A 24,465-nucleotide genomic window follows, 5' to 3' on the forward strand; every position below is an offset into this window, starting at 1 on the left:
TATTATGGTTATACTCATTGGAAACCAAAAAGGCGGTGCCGGAAAAAGCACGCTTACCCTGCTTTTTGCCAATTACCTGACCCAGGTCAAAAAGCGAAAGGTCACCGTCCTGGATATGGACTATCAGCAGTCTCTGGCCTCGAAGGCTGAAAAAGCAAAGATCCTGGAAAACGAACCGCTTTATGAAGTGGTACCGGCCGACTTGAAACATTTTCCGTCACTGCACAGCGCACTTAGTAGCAGGTCGGGTGAGATCATACTGATCGATCTTCCGGGCAAGATGGATGATGACGGCCTGCTGCCGCTGTTCGCCGCTGCCGACATCGTGCTTTGCCCGTTTGCCTATGATGAATTTTCCGTGGATTCAACCCTGCTGTTTGCAATGGTGCTGCGAAAGATCAACGATAAGGCCCCGTTCATCTTTATTCCCAACCGCATCAAGAATACTGTCAAATATGAAACCAGGACAGAAATAGAAAAGGTGATGCAGCGTTTCGGGATGATCGCCCCCGGTCTGACTGATAGGGTGGACTTCCAGCGAATCAGCACCTTCCAGACACCGCTGATCCTGTATCCGGTTGTGCTGCCGTTGCTCGATCTGATTTACAGCCAGTACCTGGAATGGGAGGAACAAAAATGAACGAGATTAAATCACTGGCCGACGAACTAAGGGAGACTATTAAAAAAGACAGCCATGCGGGACAGGACAACCCGGCTGAAATATCACCGGTTAGAAAAAATATGGTATCAAGATCAGGTAAAAGACCAGCGGACGCCTCACTCGAAACCCTATTTGAAAGTATCCTGGCCTTTGAACTAGCCGGCAGGGAAAAACTGCTGATCCGCCTGGATGATCGTACGGTATTCCTGTTGAAGCAGCTGAAAGTCGCCAAAGCCATTGATATGAACAAGCTGATTGCCTACAGTCTGCAACATTTTCTACGTCAGCACCCTGAACTTATCCAATACATTAAAGAAAACATTAAAACCATAGAATTATGAACTGGACACAATTTTTACACAGCCTGGCTGCTGTTTATTCCCTGTATTACCTGCTCAATGTTTCTTTTGACCTGCTGAGGTCAAGGGGACAACCCACCGAGGACGGAAACCAGGATGAACTGGTCTTTTCTGAAGATCAGCAACCCCGGCAAGTCTATACCGACCAGCCAACGGCCGGCGCATCACAAAGCCCGGATACGGAGCCTAAAAGCAGGCAGGCCATTTCTTCCGGCCCCTTGCAAACAACGGGCGGGGTAAGCCTGAAACAGCTTTTTTCCCTGGCTCAGTCCGATCTGATCGAGTACACCAAAGCTATTCCTTATTAAGGTATCGATGAAATTCAAGCACCATCTTTTAAAGACAACTCTGGTTGTCTTTTTTTTTGCCCTGCCTTTTTTCGGCATGGCCCAGTCGCCGCCGGGCATCGGTGAATTTTACCAGGCCAGTGGTGAAATGAACCGCTGGTATTTTAGCCTTTCGGACATGGTGCTCGTGCTCGGTGCCATCAGCGGCATACTGGGCGGCCTGCGCGTGTATGCCAACTGGCAGTCCGGAAAACATCATATAGATGCCCAGATCATGGGCTGGTTCTTTTCCTGCGTGTTCCTTTCGGTCATCGGAGCGGTGCTCAAAGCCTTGTTCGCGGTCTATTAAACAGCCATTTCAATTTTTATTCACTTTTAATTTTTTAATCCATGACAGTAAAAACCAAAAAACTGTTTGCAATTGCTGCGCTTTCCATGCTGGCAGCTCAATCTTCATTTGCCCAGGGCGGTGGTTCTACCGGCATCAATGCCGCCACTTCTTCACTGACCAGTTATGTAGATCCCGTGTCTACGCTAATCCTGGCCATTGGAGCCGTGGTTGGTCTGATCGGTGGAGTCCGTGTGTATATCAAATGGAACTCTGGAGATCAGGATATTAACAAAGAGTTAATGTCATGGGGCGGTTCCTGCCTATTCCTGGTGCTGGTATCCGTGGTCATTAAAGCATTTTTCGGCGTATAATGACCGCTAAGTATCCAATTTATAAGGGGCTTCAAAAGCCCCTTATTTACCGCGGATTCAGAGGGAAATTCATTTACTGGGGCATCGGTTCCCTTGCCGGCGGACTGATCCTTGGTGGCCTGATCGGGGCACTCACCAGCATGTATCTGGGCGGTTTCCTGACCATTGCCTTGATCTCGGCCGGGCTCGGCTATACCTTTTTCCGCCAAAAGGACGGCCTGCATGCTAAAACCAGAAACACCGGGGTCATTATCCATCCAGTTCATTTAAAGATTAACCATGCAGCGAGAAAGAAAAACAGCATTTAAAATGCCCTACGCCGGGATCGACACCCATAACGGCCTGCACATACTGTACGGGGAGAAAGGTGATTTCTCTATGATCCTGCACATTGACAACCCGGTGCTGCAATACGGCGCCGACCCGGATGCCTATTCCGGCTATCAAAGTCTGCTGCTGAACATTATCAAAATATTGGGTGAAGGGCATATTATACAGAAGCAGGATGTATTTATCCGCAAGAAATATAAGGCTGTTCCTGCCGGGGAATTTCTACAGCAGAAATACCACGCACACTTTGAAGGTCGGGAATACACCGATATTAAAACCTATCTGGCCATCACCCGCCAGGTCAAACGAGGCGCTTTTTACACGTTTGACAAAAAGGTACTGGCCGATTTTTTCCAGAACATGGCCAAACTTTCCGACTTGCTGGCTAGCGCCGGACTTAACCCGCGTTTCCTGAACGAGGCTGAGATCAACCGCTATGTAAGCAAGGTGCTCAGCATGGAATTTGCTTCACCCTATATCGCGCTTAATAATATGCGCTGCGGGGATCAGCAGCTAAATATGGGTAACCTTGCTATCCAATGCATCAGCATGGTCAATACCGACTCCGTGGATCTGCCGGAAAAAGTAGGCGCTTATACCGAAAAACAGGACAACAAGGGCATGCGGGATTTTCCCGTAGATAATCTTTCCTTTCTGCACCAGGTTCCCGGGTACCGTGTCATCATCTATAACCAGCTGCTGGAAATACCGAACCAGCAGATGACACTCAATAAACTGGAACTTAAACGCAAGCGCCATTCTGGGGTGCCCGATCCGGCCAACTTGATCTGCGTGGAGGATATAGACCTATTACTAGTCGATGTAGCCAGGGACAATCAGTTACTGGTCAATGCCCATTATTCCATGATCGTCTGCGCGGAAGAAAAACAAATTGGAAAAGCGGTCAATTACATTGAGGCCGCACTTTTCCAACAGGGTATTATTCCCTCGCGCAATGCCTACAACCAGCTGGAACTGTTCCGCTGCGCCCTGCCAGGCAACGGCGTAGAGCTCAAAAAATACGACTGGTTTCTGACCACGGCCGATGCCGCGCTCTGCTTATTTTTTAAGGAGGCCTTATTAAAAGATGAACAGTCTGGTTTCTTGATCAGGTTCACCGACCGTCAAGGCATCCCGGTTGGGATTGACCCTGCAGATCTGCCCATGCGTAGTAACCGGATCAACAATCGCAATAAATTTGTGCTTGGCCCATCAGGCTCTGGCAAAAGTTTTTTTATGAATGCCCTGATTGAGCAGTATATGCTCTATAATATGGATGTGGTGATCGTGGATACCGGACATTCCTATTCAGGTATGAGTGATTATTTCAATGGCAAGTACATTACCTGGTCGGATAACAAACCAATCACTATGAATCCTTTTGCGATTTCTGAAGGTGAATATAATATTGAAAAAAAGGACTTCCTTGTTACCTTGATCAGCCTTTTATGGAAGGGCGCCGAAGGAACTGTAAGCGCCGTGGAGCGTGATGTGATTTCCAATGTCATCTCAGCCTACTACGGCCAGTACTTTAGCAGTAACGACGGAAAGGAAAACAAGATTCTGCAACTGGATTTTAATTCCTTTTATGAGTTTGCTATGGAAAAGGTACCTCAGATAAAAAGCGAAGAAAGGATACCTTTTGACCTGGACGAATTCAGATATGTGCTAAAGAAATTTTACCGTAACGGTGAATTTGAAAGCATCCTCAACGAACCTGCGGACACATCCCTTTTTTCTGAACGGTTTATTGTATTTGAAATTGATGCGGTGAAAGAGAACCGGATCCTGTTTCCCATTGTGACGCTGATTATTATGGATGTGTTCATCCAGAAGATGAGGCACCGCAAGGACCAGCGGAAAGCCCTGATCATCGAAGAAGCGTGGAAGGCTATCGCATCCCCGCTGATGGCCTCATACATTCTTTATCTGTACAAGACAGTCAGGAAATTCTGGGGCGAGGCCATCGTGGTCACCCAGGAACTGGGGGACATACTCGGCAATGCCGTGGTCAAGGATAGTATCCTTAATAATTCGGATACCATTTGTCTGCTCGACCAGAGTAAGTTCAAGGAGAATTATAAAGAGATCGCCAAACTCCTGGCCGTCACCGAAACCGAGCAGAAGAAGATATTTACCATCAACAAGCTGGACAACACCGATAACAGGGGGCGTTTTAAAGAGGTCTATATCCGTCGCGGCGCTTCGGGAGAGGTATACGGAGTAGAAGTTTCCATTTTTCAGTATCTGGCCTACACCACTGAAAAGCCGGAAAAAAGCGCAGTGGAGATTTATACGAACGCCTACGGGACTTACCAGACCGCACTGGAAGCCTTTGTCTCGGATCTTGAGAAAAGTGGCCTGTCCCTGGATACATTTGTCCGCAAGATCAACCGTGATGGGCTACCTGAACCAGGTTCCACTGAATTTTTTAAACCCGATTTTGTATGAAACGACTACTTTTATTAGCAGGACTATGCCTGGCAGGCTGCCCTGTTTTTGCCCAGATTTATGTGGACCCTACCACGGCGGGCGCGATGGCCTTCCATTCCGGCGTTATCAACGGGCAGCTCAATAAAACCAATGATAACCTGACATTGATCCAGCGGGGGCAGCTGGCCGTTACCGGGCAGCTGGTCATCGTGAACGATTTGCAGCAGCAGATCTACCGTGGTCTGAGCGAGGTGTCCGGTGCCGTCCGTTCCTTGCTGGCCATCCAGGATATTGCCGAGATCAGCGTGGATATTGTAACTGATGTAAACAAGGCTGTTTCGCTAGCCCAAAGTAATCCAGCACTGTTGCTGTTTGCCGAAGGGGGCGCCCGGGAGTTCAAGCGCAGGGGAACGGCCCTGGCCGCAGAAGTCAGCTCCTTTGTATTGCAAGGAGGCGTAAATAACCTGATGGATTCAGGCGAACGTGCCAAACTGCTGAACCGGATCAGGACCGAGCTTATGATCCTGCGTGGTGTGGCCTACGGTATGCAGCGCACGATGTTTTGGGCAAAACAGCGGGGCATCCTAAATTCCCTGAACCCATATGCGGGCTATATCAATATTGATATGCAGATCGCTGATGATATTATCAGAAACGCCAAATACTTGAAACAATGAAAGGAACGATCACCCTGATTTGCCTGCTTTTTGGGCTGCTGCAAAATGCCTTTTGCCAGCTGAATGTGCAACTGATCCACCAACTGGTAGCCGAAAGCAAAAGTGAACACAGCAGGCAGGACCAGGCAAAGAATAAACAGGCGGTTACCTCTGCCAATGAAGAGGTCAACAAAACACAAATGAGCAAACTGAAAACAAAGTACAGGGAATTGCAACGCCGTTTTCATACCGTAGGACTGGCCATTGATGCCGCCCAGATCGGACTGGAAGCCAGCCCTGTTATTTCGGAGATCATCCGGCAGCAAGATATCATTTACCAGCTGGCCAGTGATAATCCCGTTTTGATCGCACTTGCTTTTCAGACGGAAAAAGATCTGGCCGACCGGGCAAGGATGCTGGCGAATTATATCGCAGGCCTGGCCCTGAGCATCGGCGACATTAACCAGATGAAGGCCAGTGACCGTAAGATCCTATTTTTACATGCTTTAACGGAGCTCCGTCTGATCGAAGGTGCTAGTAAAGGACTGGTCCTTTCCATGGTGCAGGCGAATTATAAACGTTCACTAAACCCGTTTGCAGATTTTGTGAACCAAGATAAACAGCTTATCGATGACATAATACGGAATGCCGCCATCCTAAAAAACTGAAATTTTTTCTTAAAGAACAGCCGCCTTCCAAAAAACCCGGATGGACTTGGTATCTACCTTTTTTCTTGCCTGGAACAGGTTGTAATTATCCTGCACCTGCAACCAAAATTCAGGAGTTGTATTGCTGAAACCTGTCGCCAGTTTGATCGCCATTTCCGGTGTAACAGACTGCTTCCCATTAATGATAGCAGATAATGTTTTCCGGGTCGTGCCCAAACCTTTTGCGACTTCTTCCACACTTAACTTATTCCCGGTTTCTTCCGTGATTCCATCAATAGTTTCCCTGATTAATTCTCCGGGATGCGCTGGACTGAACATTGCCATAATTGTTTAATTAATGATAATCAATATAATCTACTTCCTGAGTATTTTCATTTTCAACTTTGAAAATAATCCTGTAATTCTTGTCAACCTTTACCGACCAAAAGTTTCTCAGGTCACCTTTCAGCTGATGAAGGCCATACCCCGGTACATTCAGTTCTTCAGGGGATTTAGCTGCATCAAGACGGGTTAAGATCAGCCTGATCTTGCTTACGTGCTGCGGTTGAAGTTTTGAAGCATCTCCCTTTTCGTAAAAGAGCTTAAGTCCTTTGTGTCTAAAGCTAACAATCATTTACAAATGTAACATGAAACGTGTCAGGTTACAAATGTTTAATCAATTAAAACATTTATATGAAAAAAAGTCTGATACTATCCTTGCTGTTTTTTAAGCTTTTAAACGTTTACTCCCAGACCATTATTTTCGATCCGGGCCATTTTGCAATTGTTAATGAAAACGGCGCAGTTCGCCTGGCAGCTGAAAATTCCCATAACAATTACCTGAACACCATCAGCAACCGGCTGGACGATATTAACCTGAATATCAGCTCCGTCGTCATGGTGCAAACTCTGATTCATAATTCGCTTACCCAGGTCAACCAGGCGCTGAAAAGCGGGATTGCTGCTGCCCAAGTCGCGCATATCAGTGCCGAGATCATCCGGGAAAGTAATGCTATGATCGTTATGGCAGGAACAGAACCGTACCTGCTGCTGTTCGCAGAAGACGTGGCCCGGCAGATGAAAACCCGTGGAATCAACCTGGTTAGTGAAGTATCCGCCTTTGTGTTTAAAGAAGGCAGTAATGTGCTGATGGATTACCAGAAAAGGGATGCTTTGTTGCGCAAGGTCATCTTAGAGCTGAAGGTCATGCGGGCACTGTGTTACAGCATGGGCAGGTCCATGTACTGGGCCAAAATGAACGGCATACTAAAAACGGCCAATCCTTATAGGGATTTCATCAACCAGGATATTCGTCTGGCCGGTGACATCATTCGCAATTATCAACTTTTAAAAGAATAACCGATGAAGAACTATTTTTTAACAACGTTATTGTCCCTGTTGATCGTCCAGGCCCTTGCCCAGCGGGTGATCCGTGACAGACATATTGTCAACCAGCAGGAACGCATGGTCTTTAAGCAATGGGATAAAAAGAAGTTTACCCCGACCAAGGGCTTTCTGGGTCTCAATCCTAACTACTGGCTCACCTGGGCCTGGCACCCGGACTATCCCAAAAAAGACCTGCGCCCATTGGGGCCCGCCGGCCCGCAGACCCAGAGACTTGCTTTTGTAGCCGCCATGCAGAACACTGAAAATGCTTATAAACTCCACGCGGATACATTAAGGAATACCGCAGTAACTGAAGCGGTCAATTATTCCGCTGTTTTTTCTGCCGGCGATCCATTGTGGCTGCTTTATTACCGGCACGAATTTGAACCGCTTTTAAACCAGCAGGACGCCGCCTTATTAACGGATATTCCTGTTAAGGAAAAGGATTACCTAATGCGCACAGGCGTCTATGACTGGTACCGTGAAGAATCCGCCGGCCTTCGGGAACGCCTAGACGGCGCCATGAATGCGACGCTGGATCGCGGATCACGCATACTGGCCTATCACCGGCTGTTTTTAGAGTACCGCAGGCTGAACACTTCCTGGGAAGCAAAGAAACAGTATGCCCGAAAATTCCTTTCCCTGAACGAATCCGCAAACAAAATGAAGACCAGGGAGCAGCCCATGGTGCAAAGGGATGGCTACCGCACCGATCAGCAGATTGCCGATGCCATTCTGAGCAAATCCAAACTCTAAATCACATGATGAACATAAACAATTTACTTACCGGCACCGCCGGTTTAGAGAACGTGCTCTTTATGCAATCAGGAACTGGAGACGTCCCGGATTCCTTTAAAAAGACCTTTAACTTTTTGCAGGGCAACGGGGTATACGAGGAAGGTATGATGCACTTTTTAAAGGCGATGAAAAGTACCATCTGGACACACTACGATGCCTTTATAGCCGATGCTCAGGCGCTATCAGCCATATTCATGCTCATTTTTTTTGCTATTAAATCCTATGAGATGATGTCGGGGGATAAAAAAATGGAGATCATGCCGCTCCTAAGACCGTTCGGCCTGGTCATGGTCATTCTCTGGTGGTCTACCTTTACCAGGGTAGTTGCCTATCCGACCGACCTGATCGCAAACAAGACCGAGCTCATGTTTAACGACAGCCAGATCCAGGTCAATAACCTGCGCCTGGAACGCGCTCAGCTCATGGTACAGGTCGCCGACCAGTTGCTTACCGTACAGGCGCAGACCGAGACGGCCAAACAGGAAGCGGATACCTGGTACGAAAATGCCTGGGAATCGGTTAAGTCGACGGTCAAGGAGGGGTTTTCCGAAGTCTGGAACCCGATAGTGGAGCTGCGTAACCGCATGCAGGTCGGCCTGCAGCTGCTGGCAAGCTCTATTTTGGAAACTCTGGCCCTGTGGATACTGCGTACCTGTGTGTACATCATCTTTATTATCCAGATCCTTTTTTCAACGATATTAATTATCCTGGGGCCATTCTCGGTTGCTATCAGCATCCTGCCGGCATTTCGTGACAGTTTCAGTACATGGATCGCCCGGTTCATTGCGGTTAATCTGTATACGGGCATCAGTTTCCTGGTTCTTTACGTGGCCTCACTATTCCAGCATTATGCAATGGAAGCAGAGATCAGCCGCTATAGGGAGCTGGTCGGTGCCTCCGGCGAAAGCCTCGAAAAACTGGGCTGGTTCGCCGGGAATGGCCTGCTCTCTTTTGGTATCGTAATCGTAACCTTTCTGATCGGTGGACTAACCATGCTGACCGTTCCGAGCATCAGCACCTGGATAGTGTCCACTTCCGGTATTAGCTCTGCTGCTTCAACAATGGGCCGAGGCGCTTCCAATATGTCCAGGATGTTTACCAAAATGATGAAATAATGATTATCAAAAACATAGAGGCCAAAGTTCGCCTTGCCACTTTTTTATCCGCAAGCAGTTTTATTGCGGCGGTCGTTATTGTCTTGATCGTTTCCTTTTTCGCCTACCGGCAGGTTGCCGATGCACGCAAAAGTGTGTACGTCCTGGATGCGAACAGCGTACCGCTGCTGGCCAGCCAAACGAACCTGCAAATGAACCGGGCTGCTGAATACCGTTCACACGTTAACCTGTTTCATAGCCTGTTTTTTTCGCTGACACCTGATGACAAATACATCGAATACCAGATGAAAAGGGCTATGTACCTGGTCGATGAAAGCGGAGCGCTTCAATATAATAACCTCAAAGAAAAAGGATTTTTTAATTCGATCCTTTCTTCCAGCGCGGTGCTGACCTTACAAACCGATTCCATTTTGATTGATGAGGGGCGCAAGTATTTCCGCTATTACGGCCGGCAGAAGATAGACCGCCGGAGCTCCACCATCATTCGCTCCCTGGTGACCGAAGGCTTTCTGAAAGACCTGGAAATCAGGTCTGATAACAATCCCCATGCGGTGCTCATTACCCGCTGGAAAACATTGGCAAACAAAGACCTTGAAAATGTACAGAAAAACTCATTTTAAACCCCGCCCTGATCTTTTTCAGGAACTCAGGAAAGAGTTCTCGACTTATTTTTTTCGCCTGAGTGCGCTCTGGAAGCGCGCTAGCGCCAAGTATCCCTGGCAGATTTTTATCCTGATGCTGGCCAGCATCCTGCTTTCGGGCGTACTTGCCTTTACGGTCATGAGAGTGCAAAAAGCTGAACCGCTGCCATCCCTTTCCAGTTCCAGCGCTGATGTAACCCAGGGTTTCGGCCAGATCATTGGCGCCGGGCAGGCCCTAAAAAAAGTACTCGACCTGCAAAACCAGATCAATACGGTGCTGCACAAGGACAGCCTGACCGCGATCGACAGCCTACTAGTCAAAAATGCGATCCGGCAGCTGGAAATCATCCATCACGAGCTTAATGCTAAATCAACTGAATAATTATGAAGATCAATTTCAAGCAACCACGTTACATGCTGCCGCTGATCCTGCTGCCTTTTTTATGCCTGTTCTTTTACGCATGGAAAAGCAGTTTTGGCAAGGAGGCACCTCTACAGCAAGAAGGGAATACGCTACAGGAAGATGTGGCAGACGTTTCCGAAAACGTTAAAAATAAGGGCCTGGAAGATAAACTTGACGCCTACCGGAAGCAGTACAAAGATGCGGATGGGTATACAGCGGTAGGTGAAATCGGCGAAGAACAAGCAAGTATGCATAAAGTGCCTGACCTGTACAACCAGGTGGAAAAGCGCATGTTGGATTCCATCGACCGGCAACTGAAACGGAAGTATGACGCCACGGCCGCAGAACCACGCAGGCTGCATCCTACATTTCCAGATGCCGGCCCTAAACCACGACCCGCAAGCAATTACGATCCAGACCGCGATCTGGCAACCGCACTTTCCAAATTAAAGCAGCAACCATACGCCGGTAACGCTTCAGGTTCGTCGGGCAACAGCGGACACACTGATCCGATGAAGATCTTTAGGGAACAAATGGCTCTGATAGACAGTATGGGCAAGGCCAATGACCCTGACTACAAAGCGGAACAGGTCAGGGAAAAAGCATTGGCCCTGGCCGAACAGGAACTAAAGAGCCATAAAAAACTCAGCGTTTCTAAAACTTCTGCCACCGCCGCACTTTTCAATACCATTTCAGCAGATCGTGAGGACAGTTTTATCCGCGCCATCGTAGACCAGGACGTCACCGGATATGCCGGTTCGCGTCTGCGTATCCGTTTGTTGGATGATATGAGCGCAGGCCGTTTCCTTGTTAAGAAGGGCACTTACCTGTATGCCCAGATCACCGGCTTTAGCGGCCAGCGGGTCAACCTTTCGGTCAGTTCCATTTTTCAGCATAATTATATCCTGCCCGTCCGACTTGAAATTTATGACAATGACGGCTTGCCGGGGCTTTATGTGCCCGCATCCGCCTTCAGGGAACTTTCTAAAGGTCTTGGTAGCGATGCCAGCCAGGGCATGACCATTCAGCAGCAGGCCGAAAATAATAATCAGCTGGTCATGAGTATGCTTCAAAAGATGTTCCAGTCAACCACTACAGCCGTAAGCAAGCTGATCCGCAGTAACAAGGCGAAATTGAAGTACAATACCCAGGTCTATCTCATTGATCCCGAAGAACTCAAAAACAATCAGAACAAGTATTAACCCGTATACATTATGAAGAAATCAATTGTTTTTTTTATGGCCTTCTTATGGTTGGCCCAAGCACTTTATGCGCAAGGCCCGGCAGGAATATATCGGAAAGACCTGCCCGATGTTATAGTCAGCCGGGATATTTCCTTGCATTTTATTTCACCAGAACCCATCCAGTATGTGGATATATCCACTCATGCCATTGCAGGAGATCTGCCCTTGAAAAATGTGCTGCGTTTAAAGGTTCTGCCCGATTCCGTTGGTCACTTTCAAGGATCAGGCAGCGGAGCAGGTATTGTGACCATTGTCGGGGAAAGTTTTATTGCTCAATATAACCTGCGGTATATGAACGGCCAGTCATTCACCAATCCTTCGCAGGTCAATATCCTGCCCGAACATATCCGACCGCTGGATGTTCCAGGCATTTCCCTTACGTCCAAAGAAATGCAGGATCTTGCCATGCGGATCTTACGTAAACCGGCCGGTAAGAATTTGCGCAAGGCTAAAGCTTTTAATTTGCAGGTCAGTCTAAACCATGTATATACAGCAGGAGATCACATTTTTCTGGACATCACCTATTTTAACCACAGCAACCTGCCTTACCTTATCGATGAACAGCGCTTTAAAATAGAAGATAAAAAGATCAACAAAGCGACCAATGTGCAATCCGTTGAAATTAAGCCGGTCTGGCAGATCTATCCGAACAGGTCCTTCAAAAAGCAATACCGCAATATCTATGTACTGAAAAAGGCCACCTTTCCCGGCAATAAGGTACTGAACATCGAACTGACCGAAAAACAGATCTCCGGAAGGGTGCTGATCCTGCAACTTAAATATGGCGATATATTAAAAGCTGATAGCCTTTAAATATCCAGTATGGAAGAAACTAAAGAACAGCAGAGCCTGCACCGGTTCCTGCAATTTGGTATCTATTTGTCCGTCCTGATTGAAATTTTCCTGTTTTTCTATGCCGAAATGCTGATGGCCCAGGATTATACGGACAAATACAGCCTGCGCTTATTTGCTGTCAAACTAGCCAGGATACCATTTTATAACCAGCTCCTTTATAGCAAACTATTCACCCTGCTGCTGATTTGCCTGGTTTCCGTAGGTACGCTCAGCCGAAAAAAGAAGGACCTCAATCCCAAAAACCAGATCGTTTATCCGCTATGTGCCGGACTATTAATCTTCTTTACCGGTATCTGGTTCCAGGGCAGGCAACAGCCTTCGGTCTGGATGGGGGCCGGCTGGTATGACCTGGCTTACGTTTTCAGTGCCATTCTTGGAACCCTTCTGATCCATGTCGCAATGGACAACGTATCTAAAATGATCAGTTCCAGGCTGGGCAAGGACAAATGGAATGTAGAGGGTGAATCCTTTATGCAGGCAACAAAAAGAATTGATACACCCAGCTCGGTAAACATTCCAATGCAGTTTTACTATAAAGGCAAGGTACGGGACGGCTGGCTTAATATAACGAATATTTACCGTGCCGTGCTCAATATTGGCGTACCCGGTTCGGGCAAAACTTTTGGGTTAATTAATCCGGCCATCCGCCAACTGATTGCCAAAGGATTTTGCGCTTGTGTTTATGATTACAAGTATCCTGATCTGGGCCAGATCACCTATTACCACTACCTGGTGGCTAAACAGCATGGCCAGTGCAAGGAACACCGTTTTCATGTGGTCAACCTAAACCAGGTGGAGAAAAGCCGACGGATTAATCCCTGGCGCAGCGATTACATGGAAACGCTGGCAGAAGCTTCTGAAAGTGCAGAAGGTCTGGTTGAGGCATTAAAAAAGGGCGATAAGTCCGGCGGCAGCGATCAGTTTTTTACCCAGTCCGCGATTAACTTTTTAGCAGCCTGCATTTACTTTTTCAGTAAATACGAAAACGGGAAGTATTCCAGCTTTCCGCACGTCCTTTCGTTCTTGAATTGTTCTTACGAGGAAATCTTTAGTACCCTTTTTTCAGAACCTGAATTGGCTTCGCTGCTTTCACCATTCCGGAGCGCTTACCAGGCCAAAGCCTTTGATCAGCTGGAAGGACAGGTAGGTACGCTGAAAATATTTATCAGCCGGCTGGCTACTAAAGAAACCTTTTGGGTATTCAGTGGAGACGATTTCAATCTGAAAATCTCAGATAAGGACAGCCCCGGTATCCTGGTACTGGCCAATGACCCCAACACCCAAAATATCAATTCCGCCTGTTATTCGATTGTGCTCAACCGCATCACCAAACTGATGAACCGCAAGGGCAACCTGCCATCGGTACTGATCATTGATGAAGTGCCGACGCTCTATATTCACAAGATTGAAAACCTGATTGCCGTGGCCCGGTCAAACCGTGTCGGCGTCATCCTGGGTTTACAGGAGCTACCTCAGTTCCGGCAGCAATATGGTAAGGATACCGCCGCCACTATCACCTCAGTAGTGGGCAATGTACTTGCCGGTTCGGTCCGTAACAAGGAAACCCTCGACTGGTTGGAAAGGCTTTTTGGAAAAGTAAAACAGGAAAGCGAGAGCCTGAGCATCGACCGGAACAAAACGTCGGTATCCCTAAGCGAAAAACTTGAACCACTGATACCTGCCGGAAAGATCGCTGCGCTAAGGGCCGGAGAAATGGTCGGTATACTTGCCGCGGAGGCTGTAACCGATTATACCGGGAAATTTGAGCCCTCGGCGGTGAACTGCCGGATCAACCTGGATATGGAGGCCATCAAAAAAGAAGAACAAGGCTTCCGGCCCCTTCCTGTTTATTACGATTTCCAAGGCAAAAAGGAGGAAATCCTTCGACAGAACTTTCATCGGATCAATCTGGAAGTGCAGCAGCTGGTAAAACTGTTTAGACACGCGCAGCCATCCGCTGCCACACTCCAGCCTAACGGGATGATGAAGCAGACCTTCAAAAAGTAAGCGAAATCCCTCAAGAAAAGACAATTTATTTTTTCACCTAAAATTTAACATTATGGAAGAATTAACTGGCAACCTGGTTATGGTACACCCTAAATTAACTAGTGATCCCGTGCAGCGCCAGGGACAGTTAGGGGTCATTACCAGTGCAGACCTGGCAAAGGACGAAATTTATGTAGGCTTTGGGAGCAGCCCGCTTGGCCTGTATTCCTCCGATGCATTACTGGTATTAAAACCCAACAATGAACTATATGAGGATATACTCACCCATATTAAGGAAATGAATACGCCGGACTTTAAAACGCTGATGGAAATTACCCTACTTCAGGAAAAGGACTCGGTAAACTTACTTCGAGAGGCAATGGAACTGGCAGCCACTAATGAAAGGACACTGGAATATAGTACGGTAACCTTAAAGAATAGTCTCCGCCTGGACAGGCAAGAAAACCAGGCACAACAGCATGCAGCGGGTAGTAGCCGCTAAACTCCGGTTGATGAACCGGCATTTTAACGGTGCGTATATTTTGTCCCTGCTGCTGCTTTCCATCAATACCCTGGGGCAACATAGGATGAATGTTAGCCTGCCTTTACCGCAGTTACGTGTCAATTCATCGTTCGGTAAGAGAATTCATCCCATTACCAGGCAGCCTGATCTGCACAAGGGTGTTGACCTTGCCGCCAGCTGCGATCCTGTTTTCAGTATTATGGACGGTACGATAAGCGACACTGGATTCAATTTCAAGCTGGGCAACTACATCCGTATAACGCACGGCGAATTTCAAAGTATTTACGGCCATCTTTCACAAATCCTTGTCGCGTCAGGCCAGCCGGTAACAGCAGGAGAGCCGATAGGTATTACCGGGGCAACTGGCAGGGTTACCGGTGAACACCTGCATTTCAGCATCCGGTTCAAGGACAAGTTCATCAATCCGCTTCATTTTTTAAGGTCGCTGCTATTGCCATAGCGGCCACCGTCACCTATCAATTAATTATTTTATTTATGGAACCACATTCAAGATCACTGGAAGATAAATTAAATACGCTTGCAGCCGGCCAGGCCATCGGCCTCACTGCCACAGAAGCAGCCGTTTACGGGGTGGATTACGCTGATGCACTGCCCGAAGATGACTACCTTCAGGAGGAGGCAGATCATGGCGAATGATAAAGTAAAGGCCCTGCACGTACAGGTCGCCGAAAAACTCATTGAACAGCTTAAAGCAGGAACAGCTCCCTGGCAAAAACCTTGGAACAGCGATAGCCTGCCGGCTTTCGAACTCCCTTATAATGCCGTTACCGGAAACCGTTATAAAGGCATCAATACCTTTTCTTTATTGCTCAACGGCTATGAAGACCCACGGTGGATGACTTTTAACCAGGCATCGGCCAACGACTGGCAAGTCAAAAAAGGCGAAAAGGCTTCGCTGATCCAGTTCGTCAAGACCACCGATCTGGTAGCCAAACGGGATGAAAGCGGTAAGCCGGTAATGAACGAGGAAGGCAAACCTGTTAAGGTTTCTGTAAAACTGAACCACCCCATAATTACCACCGCCTGGGTGTTCAATGCTGCACAGGTAAATGGTGTCCCGGCTTTGCAAAATCAGGATATCAAGGCACTGGGCTGGGACCCGGTAGACCGGGCAGAAAAACTGATTGCAGGCTCCGGCGCTGACATTAAGCACCTGGTCGGGGACCGCGCCTTTTACAGTCCATCGGGTGATAAGATCACCATGCCCCTTAAAGAACAGTTTGATGCGCCGGATAAATATTACGCTACCCTGCTGCATGAATTGGGGCACTGGACCGGGCATAAGGATCGGCTGGACCGTAGTATCATGAACAAATTCGGTACTGAGGCCTACGCTCGGGAGGAACTGCGTGCTGAGATCGCTTCGATGCTGATCGGACAGGAATTGCGGATCGGCCATGATCCGGGCCAGCATACGGCTTACGTGGACAGCTGGATCAAGGTTTTGCAGGATACGCCGTTTGAAATCCATGCCGCTGCCGCCGATGCCGAAAAGATATTCAATTACCTCACCGGACTGGAACAAAAAAGGGAGATCAAGGCGGCGGTGCAGCCTGTAGCCGAAGCTGAGCCCCCGACATATGTTACAGGATCCAAATACCTGTCAACAGGAGATGAAATAGCCTATAACAATACTGTGTACAAAGTGCAGGGCCATTTAAAACAAGGCCGGCTACGTATGGAAGATCTGGGCACCGGTCAAAACTTTGTCCTCTCCAAAAATGACGTGCTATACGGTTCCCTGCTCCATGCCAAACACCACCCGGAGCAACAGAGCATAGCTGCCGAAACACAGATACCCGTTTCCCAGGAAACAGAAACCGTGGCCGCTTACGGCATCAGACGCTAAAGAATTACGACTTACAACCTGTTAATTATGGAAACATTGATTAAGGAAAACGAGTTGCCAGTAAAAGAACTCGAAAAGCTCGGCCTGTACCAGGACGGCCAAATGAATTTGAGCAGTGAAGACCTTGATGCACTGCTAGCGGGGCGAAGAACGGATATGCGCAGCATGGTTCATTTAAAAATGGATGGGTTTTCAATCCGGCAACTCGATGCCAAACTTTCCCTCAGCCGCAATGAAGACGGCACCGTCGCACTAAACCTGCACCCGATTTATAAAGAAGTTAAACCGCATCCTTTGCTCAGCGAGGAAGAAGCCAAGGAACTCCAGGCAGGCAAACTGCAATCGGTAAAGAAAGTGTATGAACAGGCCGACAAAAAACTTGCGCAGCTTATCATCGAATTTGACGAGCAGACAAGGGAATTTGTAGCTTATCATCCCGATCAGGTCGAAGTGCCTGTAAAAGTTAACGGGGAAACGTTATCGGAAAAGCAAAAAAAAGTATTCCAGAGCGGAGAACTGGTAGAACTGGGTGACGGTACCCGTATTCAACATAGCGCAACTGATAGTAAGGGGATCAGATCAGATACCAAAAGACTGATTGTCTCCGTACTGTTGGACGGAGGCATCTCTTACTTGCTTTTCCGCGGCGTCCGTAACCTTGCCGGCCATAAGGATGTTCAAAAGGAAGGATATACCAAAGGGTATAACCAGGCTCTGGCTGATAGTATGGTAGGCAAGCCTAAAAGAGAAACGGAGATGACCGTTGGTGAGGATATCGATTATTCAAGAAACTCACAGCAGAGTAGGGGGTACGGTCGCACTGCATCCCGCTGATGTTTCCTTTAACCGATCCGGGCCCGCTAAGGCTTAATCCCATTGTAAAGGACTTTTTTTGGAAGTGGATACGAATTCAGGATGAAGTTTTTCAGTTTCCTTACCGAGATCATCGGGAGGAATCGGCAAGAGAATACTGGTCACCTGGCATGCACCTGGTTTCTGTAACTTCGGGTATATGGCTCGTGAATGAGGGATTTCCTGCGCAGGTCAGGCATTTGTATTTAAGCAACTCCGCCGCAGATATTCTTTGCTTCTGTCAGCTCAGGCCGGAGTGGCTAAGGATTCCCGGCAATGTGGCCTTTGCAGCTTTGGGCCTGCTGGCCTCTGCTAGCCAAGTGAGTTTTCTTACAGAAAGCTTTGCCAACGCCAAAATGCATACGCTTTTTGATGCAGGCCTTACCGGCCGGGTGACAGATTGTAAGGTTGCATTGTGGCTGGCCGGGAAAGATGCCGCTTTCAAAGTCGAAGATGACGTGGTGTTGATCAGTTACCGCAGGCATAAATTCAGTATTCCCGCTGCTGTCTTTTCCCTGCACCGATTTGAGAAAACGGTTGCCTTGCGCAGTAATATCCGTACGCATAAACCGAAAGGCGATTTTGGTTCATATCACGAGTTTTTTGTAAACACCCATTAGCTCAATTATCAAGCAGCACCCTGGTTCTGACAGACCAGGGTGCTTTGCTATGCGCAAAATTTAGGCCGGACAAATCAATATAACAAACAAAAAACAACAAAAATTACGATGAACATTAAACTAAAAGACATCAAGTATTACGAGTCCTTTAGTGAAAAAACACAGGCTTTCACTGTCAACCTGTACATCGAAGGCAAACCTGCGGGAATTGCTAAAAGCGATAGCCCCGGTGGTGTGACCTATCACCTGGGCGACAGTAGAAGGGACAGGAACTCACATAGCAGGCACAGACATATACCAAGGCCCTGCCTGATAAACTATCCCAAAGACGAATACATGGAGGCGTTTTCTATACTCATAAACCTTGAACACTACATTGATGATCTGCTTAACGATTACCTGCGCAAAAAGACATGGAGAAAATCCAAAGAAGGTAATTAAGGATATAGAGAAGGGTATCGTATTTGGCAAGACTAATGATAATGAATGGATTGTACATCTTTCAGTGTTCCACTAAAGATGTCTTGGCTCATCCCAAAGGCCCGGAAATGCCTTTGATTACCATAGATATCAACTATGATTTTTTATTACACTTTAGTTGGCCGGACCGGTCTTGTATGATTAAACTATTGGATGGTGTAATTAGTACGTTTATGTCATAAAAAGAAATTATATTAGTCCGATATGTAATTTAACATTATGGGAGGTAACGCTGGAATCAGAGGATATCTGATTCAAACAATAATTTGTGTTCTGGACGCATTAGAAAAAGATAATGAATGGACATCTGTGACCTTAGAGCCTTTAGATGGATCGGAAAAAGTTGATATAAAATGGAAATACCGTGAAGACGTAATAAAAGTTTGCCAGGTTAAGTCTTCTGAAAATATTATACGGTATTCCGCTGCTAAAAAGTGGTGCGAGGAACTTATTACTACAACATCTGATGCAACAGAACATGAATTGATCGTTGTTGGTCATCCAGATCAAAAACTATTAGATGCCGAAAGTATAGACAAAGTCAAGATTGTCGGTTTTAAAAGCCTTGATACAGATAGTCTTATCAATGAAGCCTCTGCTAAAATTGACTCTTACTACGAAAAAAAGGGGAAGCCCAAAATTTCTTCAAAAGTAAGAGAGATTCTGGTAAAGTCCCTAACGTTACACTTAGGTACAAGTTCCATTATGGGGACTGAAATAACCAGGGGCGATTTTGATAAGTCGTTACTGGAATGGATAAGTGCTATCGAGAAACAGATCGATACTAATCCTCTGGCAATTTTAGCAGCACCTGAGCAAAATGAGATAGTCCCTTTAAATCATAGGATTGCAAAGAAAATCATTGAACTTATAGGCTGGACAAACTTTAATGAAAATTTGTCGGTGGATGTTTACAATCAGCGTACCGAGCAGAACGATACTTATGAAGTAGATTTTTTTGGTGACTTTGAGAGTAAGCTAAAAGAAGGTGTTGATGATGTTATTTTGGTTACCTCCATTCACGACCTTGAATATCCTAACACTTCAAAAGCAGAGGTAACTAAATACTTATATGGTTCCGATGCCGTATTTAATGATTTAAAACAACAGAAAAAAATACCTGTTGCCCGAAATGCGAATTCAGAATATCACAATGTCTTGTTTTGGCTAACTACAGACAATTCTGAATTGCAAACTGATTTTATTCATCATGCAAAGGAAAATTATAAAAAGGAATTATTGCAAGATGATGTGAATTATTATCTTGTAGATAACAACAAGGCTAATTTCTTGATCAGCACCTTAGTTTCTGCAAAAAACTATAGAGACGACCTCACAGTCAAATTTCTCTATCCAATCACCGAAGCAAATCAAAATCCTGGGCATATAGGTAAACGGGGTACTAAGCTTCCTGCTCAATATATCAACAGTGCAGTGATCCCTATTATAAAGGAAAGTGCATCTAAGATTAGCATTTTAATTTTTTGCTCCGATCCATTTGAATCAGAAACACTCAGGAAGCTCATTTGGCTTACCATACGGCTTACCAGTGGGTTGGGTAATGAATATCTGATTTATTTCCCTGATTATTATGAAGTGAAACATAAGAATTTGGCAGTAGAGGTCATTCGTTCATTTAATGATGAGATATTAGAAGATAAAATAAAGATTCGGCAATATAACAGGATAGATGCAGAAGCATTAGACAGCATTAGTCATCCGAGTGCCGGATTGGTAAAAAATGAATCCTATGATGAAGGTAATGAAAATGCTAAACCTAAACATTTAAATGAAGCTTTTATAAACATCCTACCTTATGGTGATATTATAAAACCATTTTTAAAGACAGATGCAATCACGGCGACTGATATGAAAATATTCCTAGCAAAAAAGGGTATTTTCGTCAAAGGAGCTGATCGGAATAAATTGGTTGATCTGATGTCCACTCTTCTTTTTAGTCCTAAAGAGCTGGAAAATTTTAAATCGCTTATCGACGTTAAAGACAGACCGCTTAACACTACCAATGAGATTTTTCAGATTAAGGAAAATGACACCCTGGAAAATGTCTTTAAAAAAATCAATCCAAATCTGGACAACGTAACTGAAAATCTTAATACAAAACTGTTATCACAACCAGTATTTAAAGCCAATCCGAAAAACAACAATGAGTTTATATTGGATGTGCGGACTGAAAGAAAAGATCCAACCAGCCAGATTTCTGTAAATACCGTTTGGGGCCGGATCGAAATAGTTTGCACCAAAGAGGATGATAAAATAATCATCAACAGAATCAATACTGTATCGAAAGAAGATAAGCTTATTGCAAACCGCATAATGAAAAGTCTTGAATCTGAACTTAAACAGGCTGATTTTATCCAGGAAGAAACAGTACGGGTGATGTTTACAAGTTTTCAGAATAACACAGATCGAGTGAATTTTCTTTTAAGTTATACCGATATGTCCACTTCGTCAATATTCAGGGAGCCAGAAATTAAGTCAATCAAATTCACTTTCGATGATAGAGAGGAAGTTCCCGAAGCATTCAAGGATAAGAAAGATAAAGACCTGATTACTTACTTCAGTGGCAGAAACCTTGCCGGATTAAATGAGATTTCAGATGCGGATTTTAAGAAAATATTATTGCTTGAAGAGATTTACGTTACCTATAAGTTCGATTATCTAAATATAAAAAACGGATATTACAGCGTGAAATTTAATTTTTCCGATGCTATTAGGAACAAACCGGAAAAGGACGGTGTGTTCAAATCCGAGCCAAATCTATTTATGTCGAACAAAGTCAAAGAGCTAAGTAATGTTGACCATCTTAAAAAAGAATTGATGAAGGAAATTGAACGAATCAAATTAGAAAAGCTTAAACAATTTAATATTATAGAATGATAGATTTTACAAGTGTAGAATTACCAAAAATTTCAACACACCAAGTTGGAAATAAACTGAGAGATGAGGGTATAAAGATTTCCTCAGATGAAGTCTATATTGATAATGGAGATACCAAAGCCCTATTGTTGAAATATTTTTTGTCCCCCTTTACCGGGAATGAAACATTTAATTTTCATAACCCTACTGAGCTAGGTTTAAATGCTATTTACACATTTAGCAAAAGGATTTTTGATGATCCTAGTCAATTTCAGCAAAACTCAATTGAAATTGCAAAGCATCTTTACGAAGCATCTACACACCCGAAAGTAAGCGGTGGCGAATTAAGCGTTTGCTTGCTAAATAATTGTGTTTTAAATGGGGTTAGTGGCAATGCCATTGGCTTATTCAAATCCGAAGTTAAAGATGTGTTTCTAAAATTTGAGCCGACGACTAACAGCAATTTCAGAATAAAGCATGAAAATGGGGTAAATATTGGTAAGTTGGATAAAGGTTGCATAATATTTAATGCTGAAATGGAAACAGGATTTCAGGTCTTTATAATTGATTCAAATAAGGCAAATGATACACAGTATTGGAAAGAAGATTTTTTAAGCATCAGGCCAAGTTCTGATAACTATCACCAGACTAAAAGCTTTCTATCAATCACTAAAGATTATGTTACTAAACAACTTGCAGAAGAATTTGAGGTAAGTAAAGCTGATCAGATCGATTTACTGAACCGCTCTGTAGATTACTTTAAAACACATGAAACTTTTGACAAGGAAACTTTTGAAAATGAGGTTTTCACTCATCCAGAAATGATAAAATCATTTAGGAGCTATGATGAACAATTCAGAAGTGCCAGTGAAATGGAGTTATCTGATAATTTTGAAATATCTTCCCATGCAGTTAAAAAGCAGGCTAGAGTTTTCAAAAAGATTTTAAAGCTTGATAAGAACTTTGACATTTATATTCACGGCAGTAAGGATTTGATTGAGAAAGGTGTTGAAAATGATGGAAGGAAATTTTATAAAATATATTATACCGAAGAGGTTTAGATGTGAATAAGTGTGAAATTATACAGCAACTAATTAGGCTGATTTGATGCAGAAGTTAACGGCTTTCTAAAATGGCTATATTTAAATTAGGTTCGACGATAATCCGGCTTTGTTTTTTCAACCTTGCCCAAGGGACTTGGCACAACATGTTTCCTTTGCCTATCTTTATTAAAACTTAAAACTATCATCAATTTCAATGAACGTTTAATGAACGACTTTTATGATATAGCTCCGGAAGCGCATCAACCGGACAATTATTTTCAGTTAAAACACCTTGGCCCAAAGCAACATGTGGCGACATTTGGCATACCCAAACGCAATGATTATGGTGAGCGATCATATAGCAACCACACAATCAAACGTGATACCGTTGTCGGAGATTATGACAGGTTGTTTGCCAATATGATCTACAAAACCAATCCACCCTATGATGTTGAGCTGCTTTTGAATCATCACTATAATAAAATTATTGAAACAAATCCTAATGGACACAAGGTGTTTTTAAGACACATTAAATATGTGGTCTTACCTCTATTGGAGAAGCACAAACGACACAAAGTCTACGTTGACCTGATAAATGAATGGGTTGATGAAAAAAGAGAGTCCCAAAGTCTACTGAATAAAGTAGTAAATTTGGATATGGATCAAGTGAAGTCAGAAACCGTTTCAAATGACCACACCTTAAAAACAATTATAAATATGGATGATGCGTTTATTTCCTACAGTTGGGATAATGAAGAACACGAACAAAAGGTTTTAGAATTTACTGAACACCTTCGTAAGAAGGGTTATGATGCAAAAATTGACAAAATGATTAGCCAACAGGAAACTGCTACCAATTTCGTTAAGATGATGCATGTTGCGATGTTGAACCACCAAAAGATAATTGTTGTACTCTCCGAAGGATACAAAAAAAAGGCAGAGACTTTTACTGGTGGTGTTGGAGAAGAATACCAGTTGCTGTTATCCGATATTTCAAAAAATCCAAAAAAATATATTCTGGTTAGTTTTCAGGGGCGTTTTGAAGATATTATTCCATTTGGTTTACAGGGACGAGACATCATAGACCTTTCACTTCCTAATGGGCTCGAAGCATTATACCATAAACTGTCTGGAAAAGACAAATATGTTTTTTCTGAGGTTGCTGCTGAAAAACCGAATCTTGAAAGTGTTCAGATTGATGATTTTAAAGCTATTGATCCAACAAAAGTAATTAGTATCGAAAACCCCTCTGTGAAAATGGATAACTCGGGCAGCACGGGTGGCCTATATAGGGAAATTGAATTCAAAGTTGTATTTGGATTCAAGAACATTTTTGGCAAATCTATTGAAGGATTTGCTTATGAAATTAAAATCAAACAGGAACTTATCACAAAATCTTATTATGAAACTGTTCAGGATGGATATTATGTCATTAGCGGAAGTGTTTCTTCAAAACTGTTTCCAAATGCAACAGCAAAAACCGATTCAATAGATGTCAAAGTAATGGCTCATTCCATTAGCCAAATATTTGGTACTGTTGTGACCGTTTCGGTTCATACCGACTTCGGAACACATACAAGAGAGTTCCAGGTTATGGAGCTGTTTAAAGTCAGGCCGCCAAGTCAAAGTTGGGGCGATCCTACACCGTTATCACGTGATCTTTTCTTATAGTTGACATAAACTTATATAGCAATCAT

29 protein-coding genes are annotated in these 24,465 nt (G+C 44.8%); 27 read left to right on the plus strand and 2 right to left on the minus strand.

Translation table 11 applies throughout. The features are described from left to right. Positions 1-4: 4 nt before the first annotated feature. The 9 genes from WG905_RS11680 to WG905_RS11720 are packed head-to-tail and all read left to right on the plus strand — an operon-like array spanning position 5 to position 6,096. Entirely contained in the window at positions 5-640 is a 636-nt protein-coding gene (locus tag WG905_RS11680; RefSeq protein WP_339591902.1) for a ParA family protein, read from the plus strand. Next, positions 622-1,002 carry a hypothetical protein gene (locus tag WG905_RS11685; protein ID WP_339591903.1) on the plus strand — a complete coding sequence of 127 codons (381 nt, stop codon included), beginning with the start codon at positions 622-624 and terminating at the stop codon, positions 1,000-1,002. The genes WG905_RS11680 and WG905_RS11685 overlap by 19 nt, the downstream gene beginning before the upstream one ends. Further along, complete coding sequence (locus WG905_RS11690) at positions 999-1,328, plus strand: hypothetical protein (RefSeq protein ID WP_339591904.1); 330 nt, start codon at positions 999-1,001, stop codon at positions 1,326-1,328. The genes WG905_RS11685 and WG905_RS11690 overlap by 4 nt, the downstream gene beginning before the upstream one ends. 7 nt (positions 1,329-1,335) lie before the next feature. Further along, positions 1,336-1,656, plus strand: coding sequence for a DUF4134 domain-containing protein (locus tag WG905_RS11695; protein WP_339591905.1), 321 nt, complete (start codon positions 1,336-1,338; stop codon positions 1,654-1,656). 41 nt (positions 1,657-1,697) lie between these two features. Then, entirely contained in the window at positions 1,698-2,009 is a 312-nt protein-coding gene (locus WG905_RS11700) for a DUF4134 domain-containing protein (protein WP_339591906.1), read from the plus strand. Beyond that, positions 2,009-2,317: a DUF4133 domain-containing protein gene (locus tag WG905_RS11705; protein WP_339591907.1), complete on the plus strand. Its 309-nt coding sequence runs from the start codon at positions 2,009-2,011 to the stop codon at positions 2,315-2,317. The genes WG905_RS11700 and WG905_RS11705 overlap by 1 nt, the downstream gene beginning before the upstream one ends. Position 2,318: 1 nt before the next feature. After that, positions 2,319-4,790 carry a TraG family conjugative transposon ATPase gene (locus tag WG905_RS11710; protein ID WP_339592212.1) on the plus strand — a complete coding sequence of 824 codons (2,472 nt, stop codon included), beginning with the start codon at positions 2,319-2,321 and terminating at the stop codon, positions 4,788-4,790. Continuing rightward, on the plus strand, positions 4,787-5,449 hold the full coding sequence (locus tag WG905_RS11715; RefSeq protein ID WP_339591908.1) for a hypothetical protein: 663 nt from the start codon (positions 4,787-4,789) through the stop codon (positions 5,447-5,449). Before WG905_RS11710 ends, WG905_RS11715 begins: the two co-directional genes overlap by 4 nt. Continuing rightward, positions 5,446-6,096 carry a hypothetical protein gene (locus tag WG905_RS11720; RefSeq protein WP_339591909.1) on the plus strand — a complete coding sequence of 217 codons (651 nt, stop codon included), beginning with the start codon at positions 5,446-5,448 and terminating at the stop codon, positions 6,094-6,096. The genes WG905_RS11715 and WG905_RS11720 overlap by 4 nt, the downstream gene beginning before the upstream one ends. A 9-nt stretch (positions 6,097-6,105) precedes the next feature. Here WG905_RS11720 and WG905_RS11725 read toward each other — a convergent pair whose 3' ends face one another. Both WG905_RS11725 and WG905_RS11730 read right to left on the minus strand, forming a co-directional pair. Beyond that, positions 6,106-6,420 carry a HigA family addiction module antitoxin gene (locus tag WG905_RS11725; RefSeq protein ID WP_339591910.1) on the minus strand — a complete coding sequence of 105 codons (315 nt, stop codon included), beginning with the start codon at positions 6,418-6,420 and terminating at the stop codon, positions 6,106-6,108. Positions 6,421-6,430: 10 nt separating this feature from the next. Further along, positions 6,431-6,709, minus strand: coding sequence for a type II toxin-antitoxin system RelE/ParE family toxin (locus tag WG905_RS11730; RefSeq protein WP_339591911.1), 279 nt, complete (start codon positions 6,707-6,709; stop codon positions 6,431-6,433). A 59-nt stretch (positions 6,710-6,768) separates the two neighbouring features. Between WG905_RS11730 and WG905_RS11735 the strand changes: the two genes are divergently transcribed. From WG905_RS11735 to WG905_RS11820, 18 genes are all read left to right on the plus strand, one after another. Next, positions 6,769-7,434, plus strand: a complete 666-nt coding sequence (locus WG905_RS11735; RefSeq protein ID WP_339591912.1) for a hypothetical protein — start codon at positions 6,769-6,771, stop codon at positions 7,432-7,434. A gap of 3 nt (positions 7,435-7,437) precedes the next feature. After that, entirely contained in the window at positions 7,438-8,217 is a 780-nt protein-coding gene (locus WG905_RS11740) for a hypothetical protein (RefSeq protein WP_339591913.1), read from the plus strand. A 5-nt stretch (positions 8,218-8,222) separates the two neighbouring features. Continuing rightward, positions 8,223-9,374, plus strand: coding sequence for a TraJ family protein (locus tag WG905_RS11745; protein WP_339591914.1), 1,152 nt, complete (start codon positions 8,223-8,225; stop codon positions 9,372-9,374). Further along, the gene (gene traK, locus WG905_RS11750) at positions 9,374-9,994 is read left to right on the plus strand and encodes a conjugative transposon protein TraK (RefSeq protein ID WP_339591915.1); all 621 of its coding nucleotides are present in this window, start codon (positions 9,374-9,376) and stop codon (positions 9,992-9,994) included. The genes WG905_RS11745 and traK overlap by 1 nt, the downstream gene beginning before the upstream one ends. Further along, entirely contained in the window at positions 9,972-10,397 is a 426-nt protein-coding gene (locus tag WG905_RS11755) for a hypothetical protein (protein WP_339591916.1), read from the plus strand. Before traK ends, WG905_RS11755 begins: the two co-directional genes overlap by 23 nt. Before the next feature lie 2 nt (positions 10,398-10,399). After that, complete coding sequence (traM, locus tag WG905_RS11760) at positions 10,400-11,620, plus strand: conjugative transposon protein TraM (RefSeq protein WP_339591917.1); 1,221 nt, start codon at positions 10,400-10,402, stop codon at positions 11,618-11,620. A gap of 12 nt (positions 11,621-11,632) precedes the next feature. Continuing rightward, positions 11,633-12,475: a conjugative transposon protein TraN gene (gene traN / locus WG905_RS11765; RefSeq protein ID WP_339591918.1), complete on the plus strand. Its 843-nt coding sequence runs from the start codon at positions 11,633-11,635 to the stop codon at positions 12,473-12,475. Between the two features lie 9 nt (positions 12,476-12,484). Continuing rightward, positions 12,485-14,524 (plus strand): TraM recognition domain-containing protein, encoded by a 2,040-nt coding sequence (locus WG905_RS11770; RefSeq protein WP_339591919.1) that lies wholly within the window; start codon positions 12,485-12,487, stop codon positions 14,522-14,524. A 52-nt stretch (positions 14,525-14,576) separates the two neighbouring features. Then, positions 14,577-15,005, plus strand: a complete 429-nt coding sequence (locus WG905_RS11775) for a hypothetical protein (protein WP_339591920.1) — start codon at positions 14,577-14,579, stop codon at positions 15,003-15,005. Continuing rightward, complete coding sequence (locus WG905_RS11780) at positions 14,983-15,486, plus strand: M23 family metallopeptidase (RefSeq protein WP_339591921.1); 504 nt, start codon at positions 14,983-14,985, stop codon at positions 15,484-15,486. Before WG905_RS11775 ends, WG905_RS11780 begins: the two co-directional genes overlap by 23 nt. Positions 15,487-15,521: 35 nt before the next feature. Further along, positions 15,522-15,683, plus strand: coding sequence for a hypothetical protein (locus WG905_RS11785; RefSeq protein WP_339591922.1), 162 nt, complete (start codon positions 15,522-15,524; stop codon positions 15,681-15,683). Beyond that, the gene (locus WG905_RS11790; protein WP_339591923.1) at positions 15,646-16,896 is read left to right on the plus strand and encodes an ArdC family protein; all 1,251 of its coding nucleotides are present in this window, start codon (positions 15,646-15,648) and stop codon (positions 16,894-16,896) included. Before WG905_RS11785 ends, WG905_RS11790 begins: the two co-directional genes overlap by 38 nt. Before the next feature lie 27 nt (positions 16,897-16,923). Further along, positions 16,924-17,730 (plus strand): DUF4099 domain-containing protein, encoded by an 807-nt coding sequence (locus WG905_RS11795; protein WP_339591924.1) that lies wholly within the window; start codon positions 16,924-16,926, stop codon positions 17,728-17,730. Further along, a complete protein-coding gene (locus WG905_RS11800) occupies positions 17,730-18,368 on the plus strand; it encodes a hypothetical protein (RefSeq protein ID WP_339591925.1) in 639 nt (212 codons plus the stop codon). Before WG905_RS11795 ends, WG905_RS11800 begins: the two co-directional genes overlap by 1 nt. A 108-nt stretch (positions 18,369-18,476) precedes the next feature. Further along, positions 18,477-18,809, plus strand: a complete 333-nt coding sequence (locus WG905_RS11805; RefSeq protein ID WP_339591926.1) for a hypothetical protein — start codon at positions 18,477-18,479, stop codon at positions 18,807-18,809. Positions 18,810-19,067: 258 nt separating this feature from the next. Beyond that, on the plus strand, positions 19,068-21,746 hold the full coding sequence (locus WG905_RS11810; RefSeq protein WP_339591927.1) for a PD-(D/E)XK nuclease domain-containing protein: 2,679 nt from the start codon (positions 19,068-19,070) through the stop codon (positions 21,744-21,746). Further along, complete coding sequence (locus tag WG905_RS11815) at positions 21,743-22,786, plus strand: nucleoid-associated protein (RefSeq protein ID WP_339591928.1); 1,044 nt, start codon at positions 21,743-21,745, stop codon at positions 22,784-22,786. Before WG905_RS11810 ends, WG905_RS11815 begins: the two co-directional genes overlap by 4 nt. Before the next feature lie 207 nt (positions 22,787-22,993). After that, the gene (locus tag WG905_RS11820; protein ID WP_339591929.1) at positions 22,994-24,439 is read left to right on the plus strand and encodes an SEFIR domain-containing protein; all 1,446 of its coding nucleotides are present in this window, start codon (positions 22,994-22,996) and stop codon (positions 24,437-24,439) included. Positions 24,440-24,465 lie beyond the last annotated feature (26 nt).

It is taken from the genome of Pedobacter immunditicola, from assembly GCF_037482985.1.
Lineage (GTDB): Bacteria > Bacteroidota > Bacteroidia > Sphingobacteriales > Sphingobacteriaceae > Pedobacter > Pedobacter immunditicola.

What these genes read in the sequence shown, in the direction of transcription:
- WG905_RS11775 (WP_339591920.1), top strand. Translation starts at nt 14,577, where the DNA reads ATGGAAGAATTAACTGGCAACCTGGTTATGGTACACCCTAAATTAACT.
- WG905_RS11745 (WP_339591914.1), top strand. Translation starts at nt 8,223, where the DNA reads ATGATGAACATAAACAATTTACTTACCGGCACCGCCGGTTTAGAGAAC.
- WG905_RS11820 (WP_339591929.1), top strand. Translation starts at nt 22,994, where the DNA reads ATGAACGACTTTTATGATATAGCTCCGGAAGCGCATCAACCGGACAAT.
- WG905_RS11780 (WP_339591921.1), top strand. Translation starts at nt 14,983, where the DNA reads ATGCAGCGGGTAGTAGCCGCTAAACTCCGGTTGATGAACCGGCATTTT.
- WG905_RS11770 (WP_339591919.1), top strand. Translation starts at nt 12,485, where the DNA reads ATGGAAGAAACTAAAGAACAGCAGAGCCTGCACCGGTTCCTGCAATTT.
- WG905_RS11790 (WP_339591923.1), top strand. Translation starts at nt 15,646, where the DNA reads ATGACTACCTTCAGGAGGAGGCAGATCATGGCGAATGATAAAGTAAAG.
- WG905_RS11735 (WP_339591912.1), top strand. Translation starts at nt 6,769, where the DNA reads ATGAAAAAAAGTCTGATACTATCCTTGCTGTTTTTTAAGCTTTTAAAC.
- WG905_RS11740 (WP_339591913.1), top strand. Translation starts at nt 7,438, where the DNA reads ATGAAGAACTATTTTTTAACAACGTTATTGTCCCTGTTGATCGTCCAG.
- WG905_RS11710 (WP_339592212.1), top strand. Translation starts at nt 2,319, where the DNA reads ATGCCCTACGCCGGGATCGACACCCATAACGGCCTGCACATACTGTAC.
- WG905_RS11805 (WP_339591926.1), top strand. Translation starts at nt 18,477, where the DNA reads ATGAACATTAAACTAAAAGACATCAAGTATTACGAGTCCTTTAGTGAA.
- WG905_RS11795 (WP_339591924.1), top strand. Translation starts at nt 16,924, where the DNA reads ATGGAAACATTGATTAAGGAAAACGAGTTGCCAGTAAAAGAACTCGAA.
- WG905_RS11690 (WP_339591904.1), top strand. Translation starts at nt 999, where the DNA reads ATGAACTGGACACAATTTTTACACAGCCTGGCTGCTGTTTATTCCCTG.
- WG905_RS11800 (WP_339591925.1), top strand. Translation starts at nt 17,730, where the DNA reads ATGTTTCCTTTAACCGATCCGGGCCCGCTAAGGCTTAATCCCATTGTA.
- traK (WP_339591915.1), top strand. Translation starts at nt 9,374, where the DNA reads ATGATTATCAAAAACATAGAGGCCAAAGTTCGCCTTGCCACTTTTTTA.
- WG905_RS11700 (WP_339591906.1), top strand. Translation starts at nt 1,698, where the DNA reads ATGACAGTAAAAACCAAAAAACTGTTTGCAATTGCTGCGCTTTCCATG.
- WG905_RS11680 (WP_339591902.1), top strand. Translation starts at nt 5, where the DNA reads ATGGTTATACTCATTGGAAACCAAAAAGGCGGTGCCGGAAAAAGCACG.
- WG905_RS11705 (WP_339591907.1), top strand. Translation starts at nt 2,009, where the DNA reads ATGACCGCTAAGTATCCAATTTATAAGGGGCTTCAAAAGCCCCTTATT.
- WG905_RS11815 (WP_339591928.1), top strand. Translation starts at nt 21,743, where the DNA reads ATGATAGATTTTACAAGTGTAGAATTACCAAAAATTTCAACACACCAA.
- traN (WP_339591918.1), top strand. Translation starts at nt 11,633, where the DNA reads ATGAAGAAATCAATTGTTTTTTTTATGGCCTTCTTATGGTTGGCCCAA.
- WG905_RS11695 (WP_339591905.1), top strand. Translation starts at nt 1,336, where the DNA reads ATGAAATTCAAGCACCATCTTTTAAAGACAACTCTGGTTGTCTTTTTT.
- WG905_RS11810 (WP_339591927.1), top strand. Translation starts at nt 19,068, where the DNA reads ATGGGAGGTAACGCTGGAATCAGAGGATATCTGATTCAAACAATAATT.
- WG905_RS11720 (WP_339591909.1), top strand. Translation starts at nt 5,446, where the DNA reads ATGAAAGGAACGATCACCCTGATTTGCCTGCTTTTTGGGCTGCTGCAA.
- WG905_RS11685 (WP_339591903.1), top strand. Translation starts at nt 622, where the DNA reads ATGGGAGGAACAAAAATGAACGAGATTAAATCACTGGCCGACGAACTA.
- WG905_RS11725 (WP_339591910.1), bottom strand. Translation starts at nt 6,420, where the DNA reads ATGGCAATGTTCAGTCCAGCGCATCCCGGAGAATTAATCAGGGAAACT.
- traM (WP_339591917.1), top strand. Translation starts at nt 10,400, where the DNA reads ATGAAGATCAATTTCAAGCAACCACGTTACATGCTGCCGCTGATCCTG.
- WG905_RS11785 (WP_339591922.1), top strand. Translation starts at nt 15,522, where the DNA reads ATGGAACCACATTCAAGATCACTGGAAGATAAATTAAATACGCTTGCA.
- WG905_RS11755 (WP_339591916.1), top strand. Translation starts at nt 9,972, where the DNA reads ATGTACAGAAAAACTCATTTTAAACCCCGCCCTGATCTTTTTCAGGAA.
- WG905_RS11715 (WP_339591908.1), top strand. Translation starts at nt 4,787, where the DNA reads ATGAAACGACTACTTTTATTAGCAGGACTATGCCTGGCAGGCTGCCCT.
- WG905_RS11730 (WP_339591911.1), bottom strand. Translation starts at nt 6,709, where the DNA reads ATGATTGTTAGCTTTAGACACAAAGGACTTAAGCTCTTTTACGAAAAG.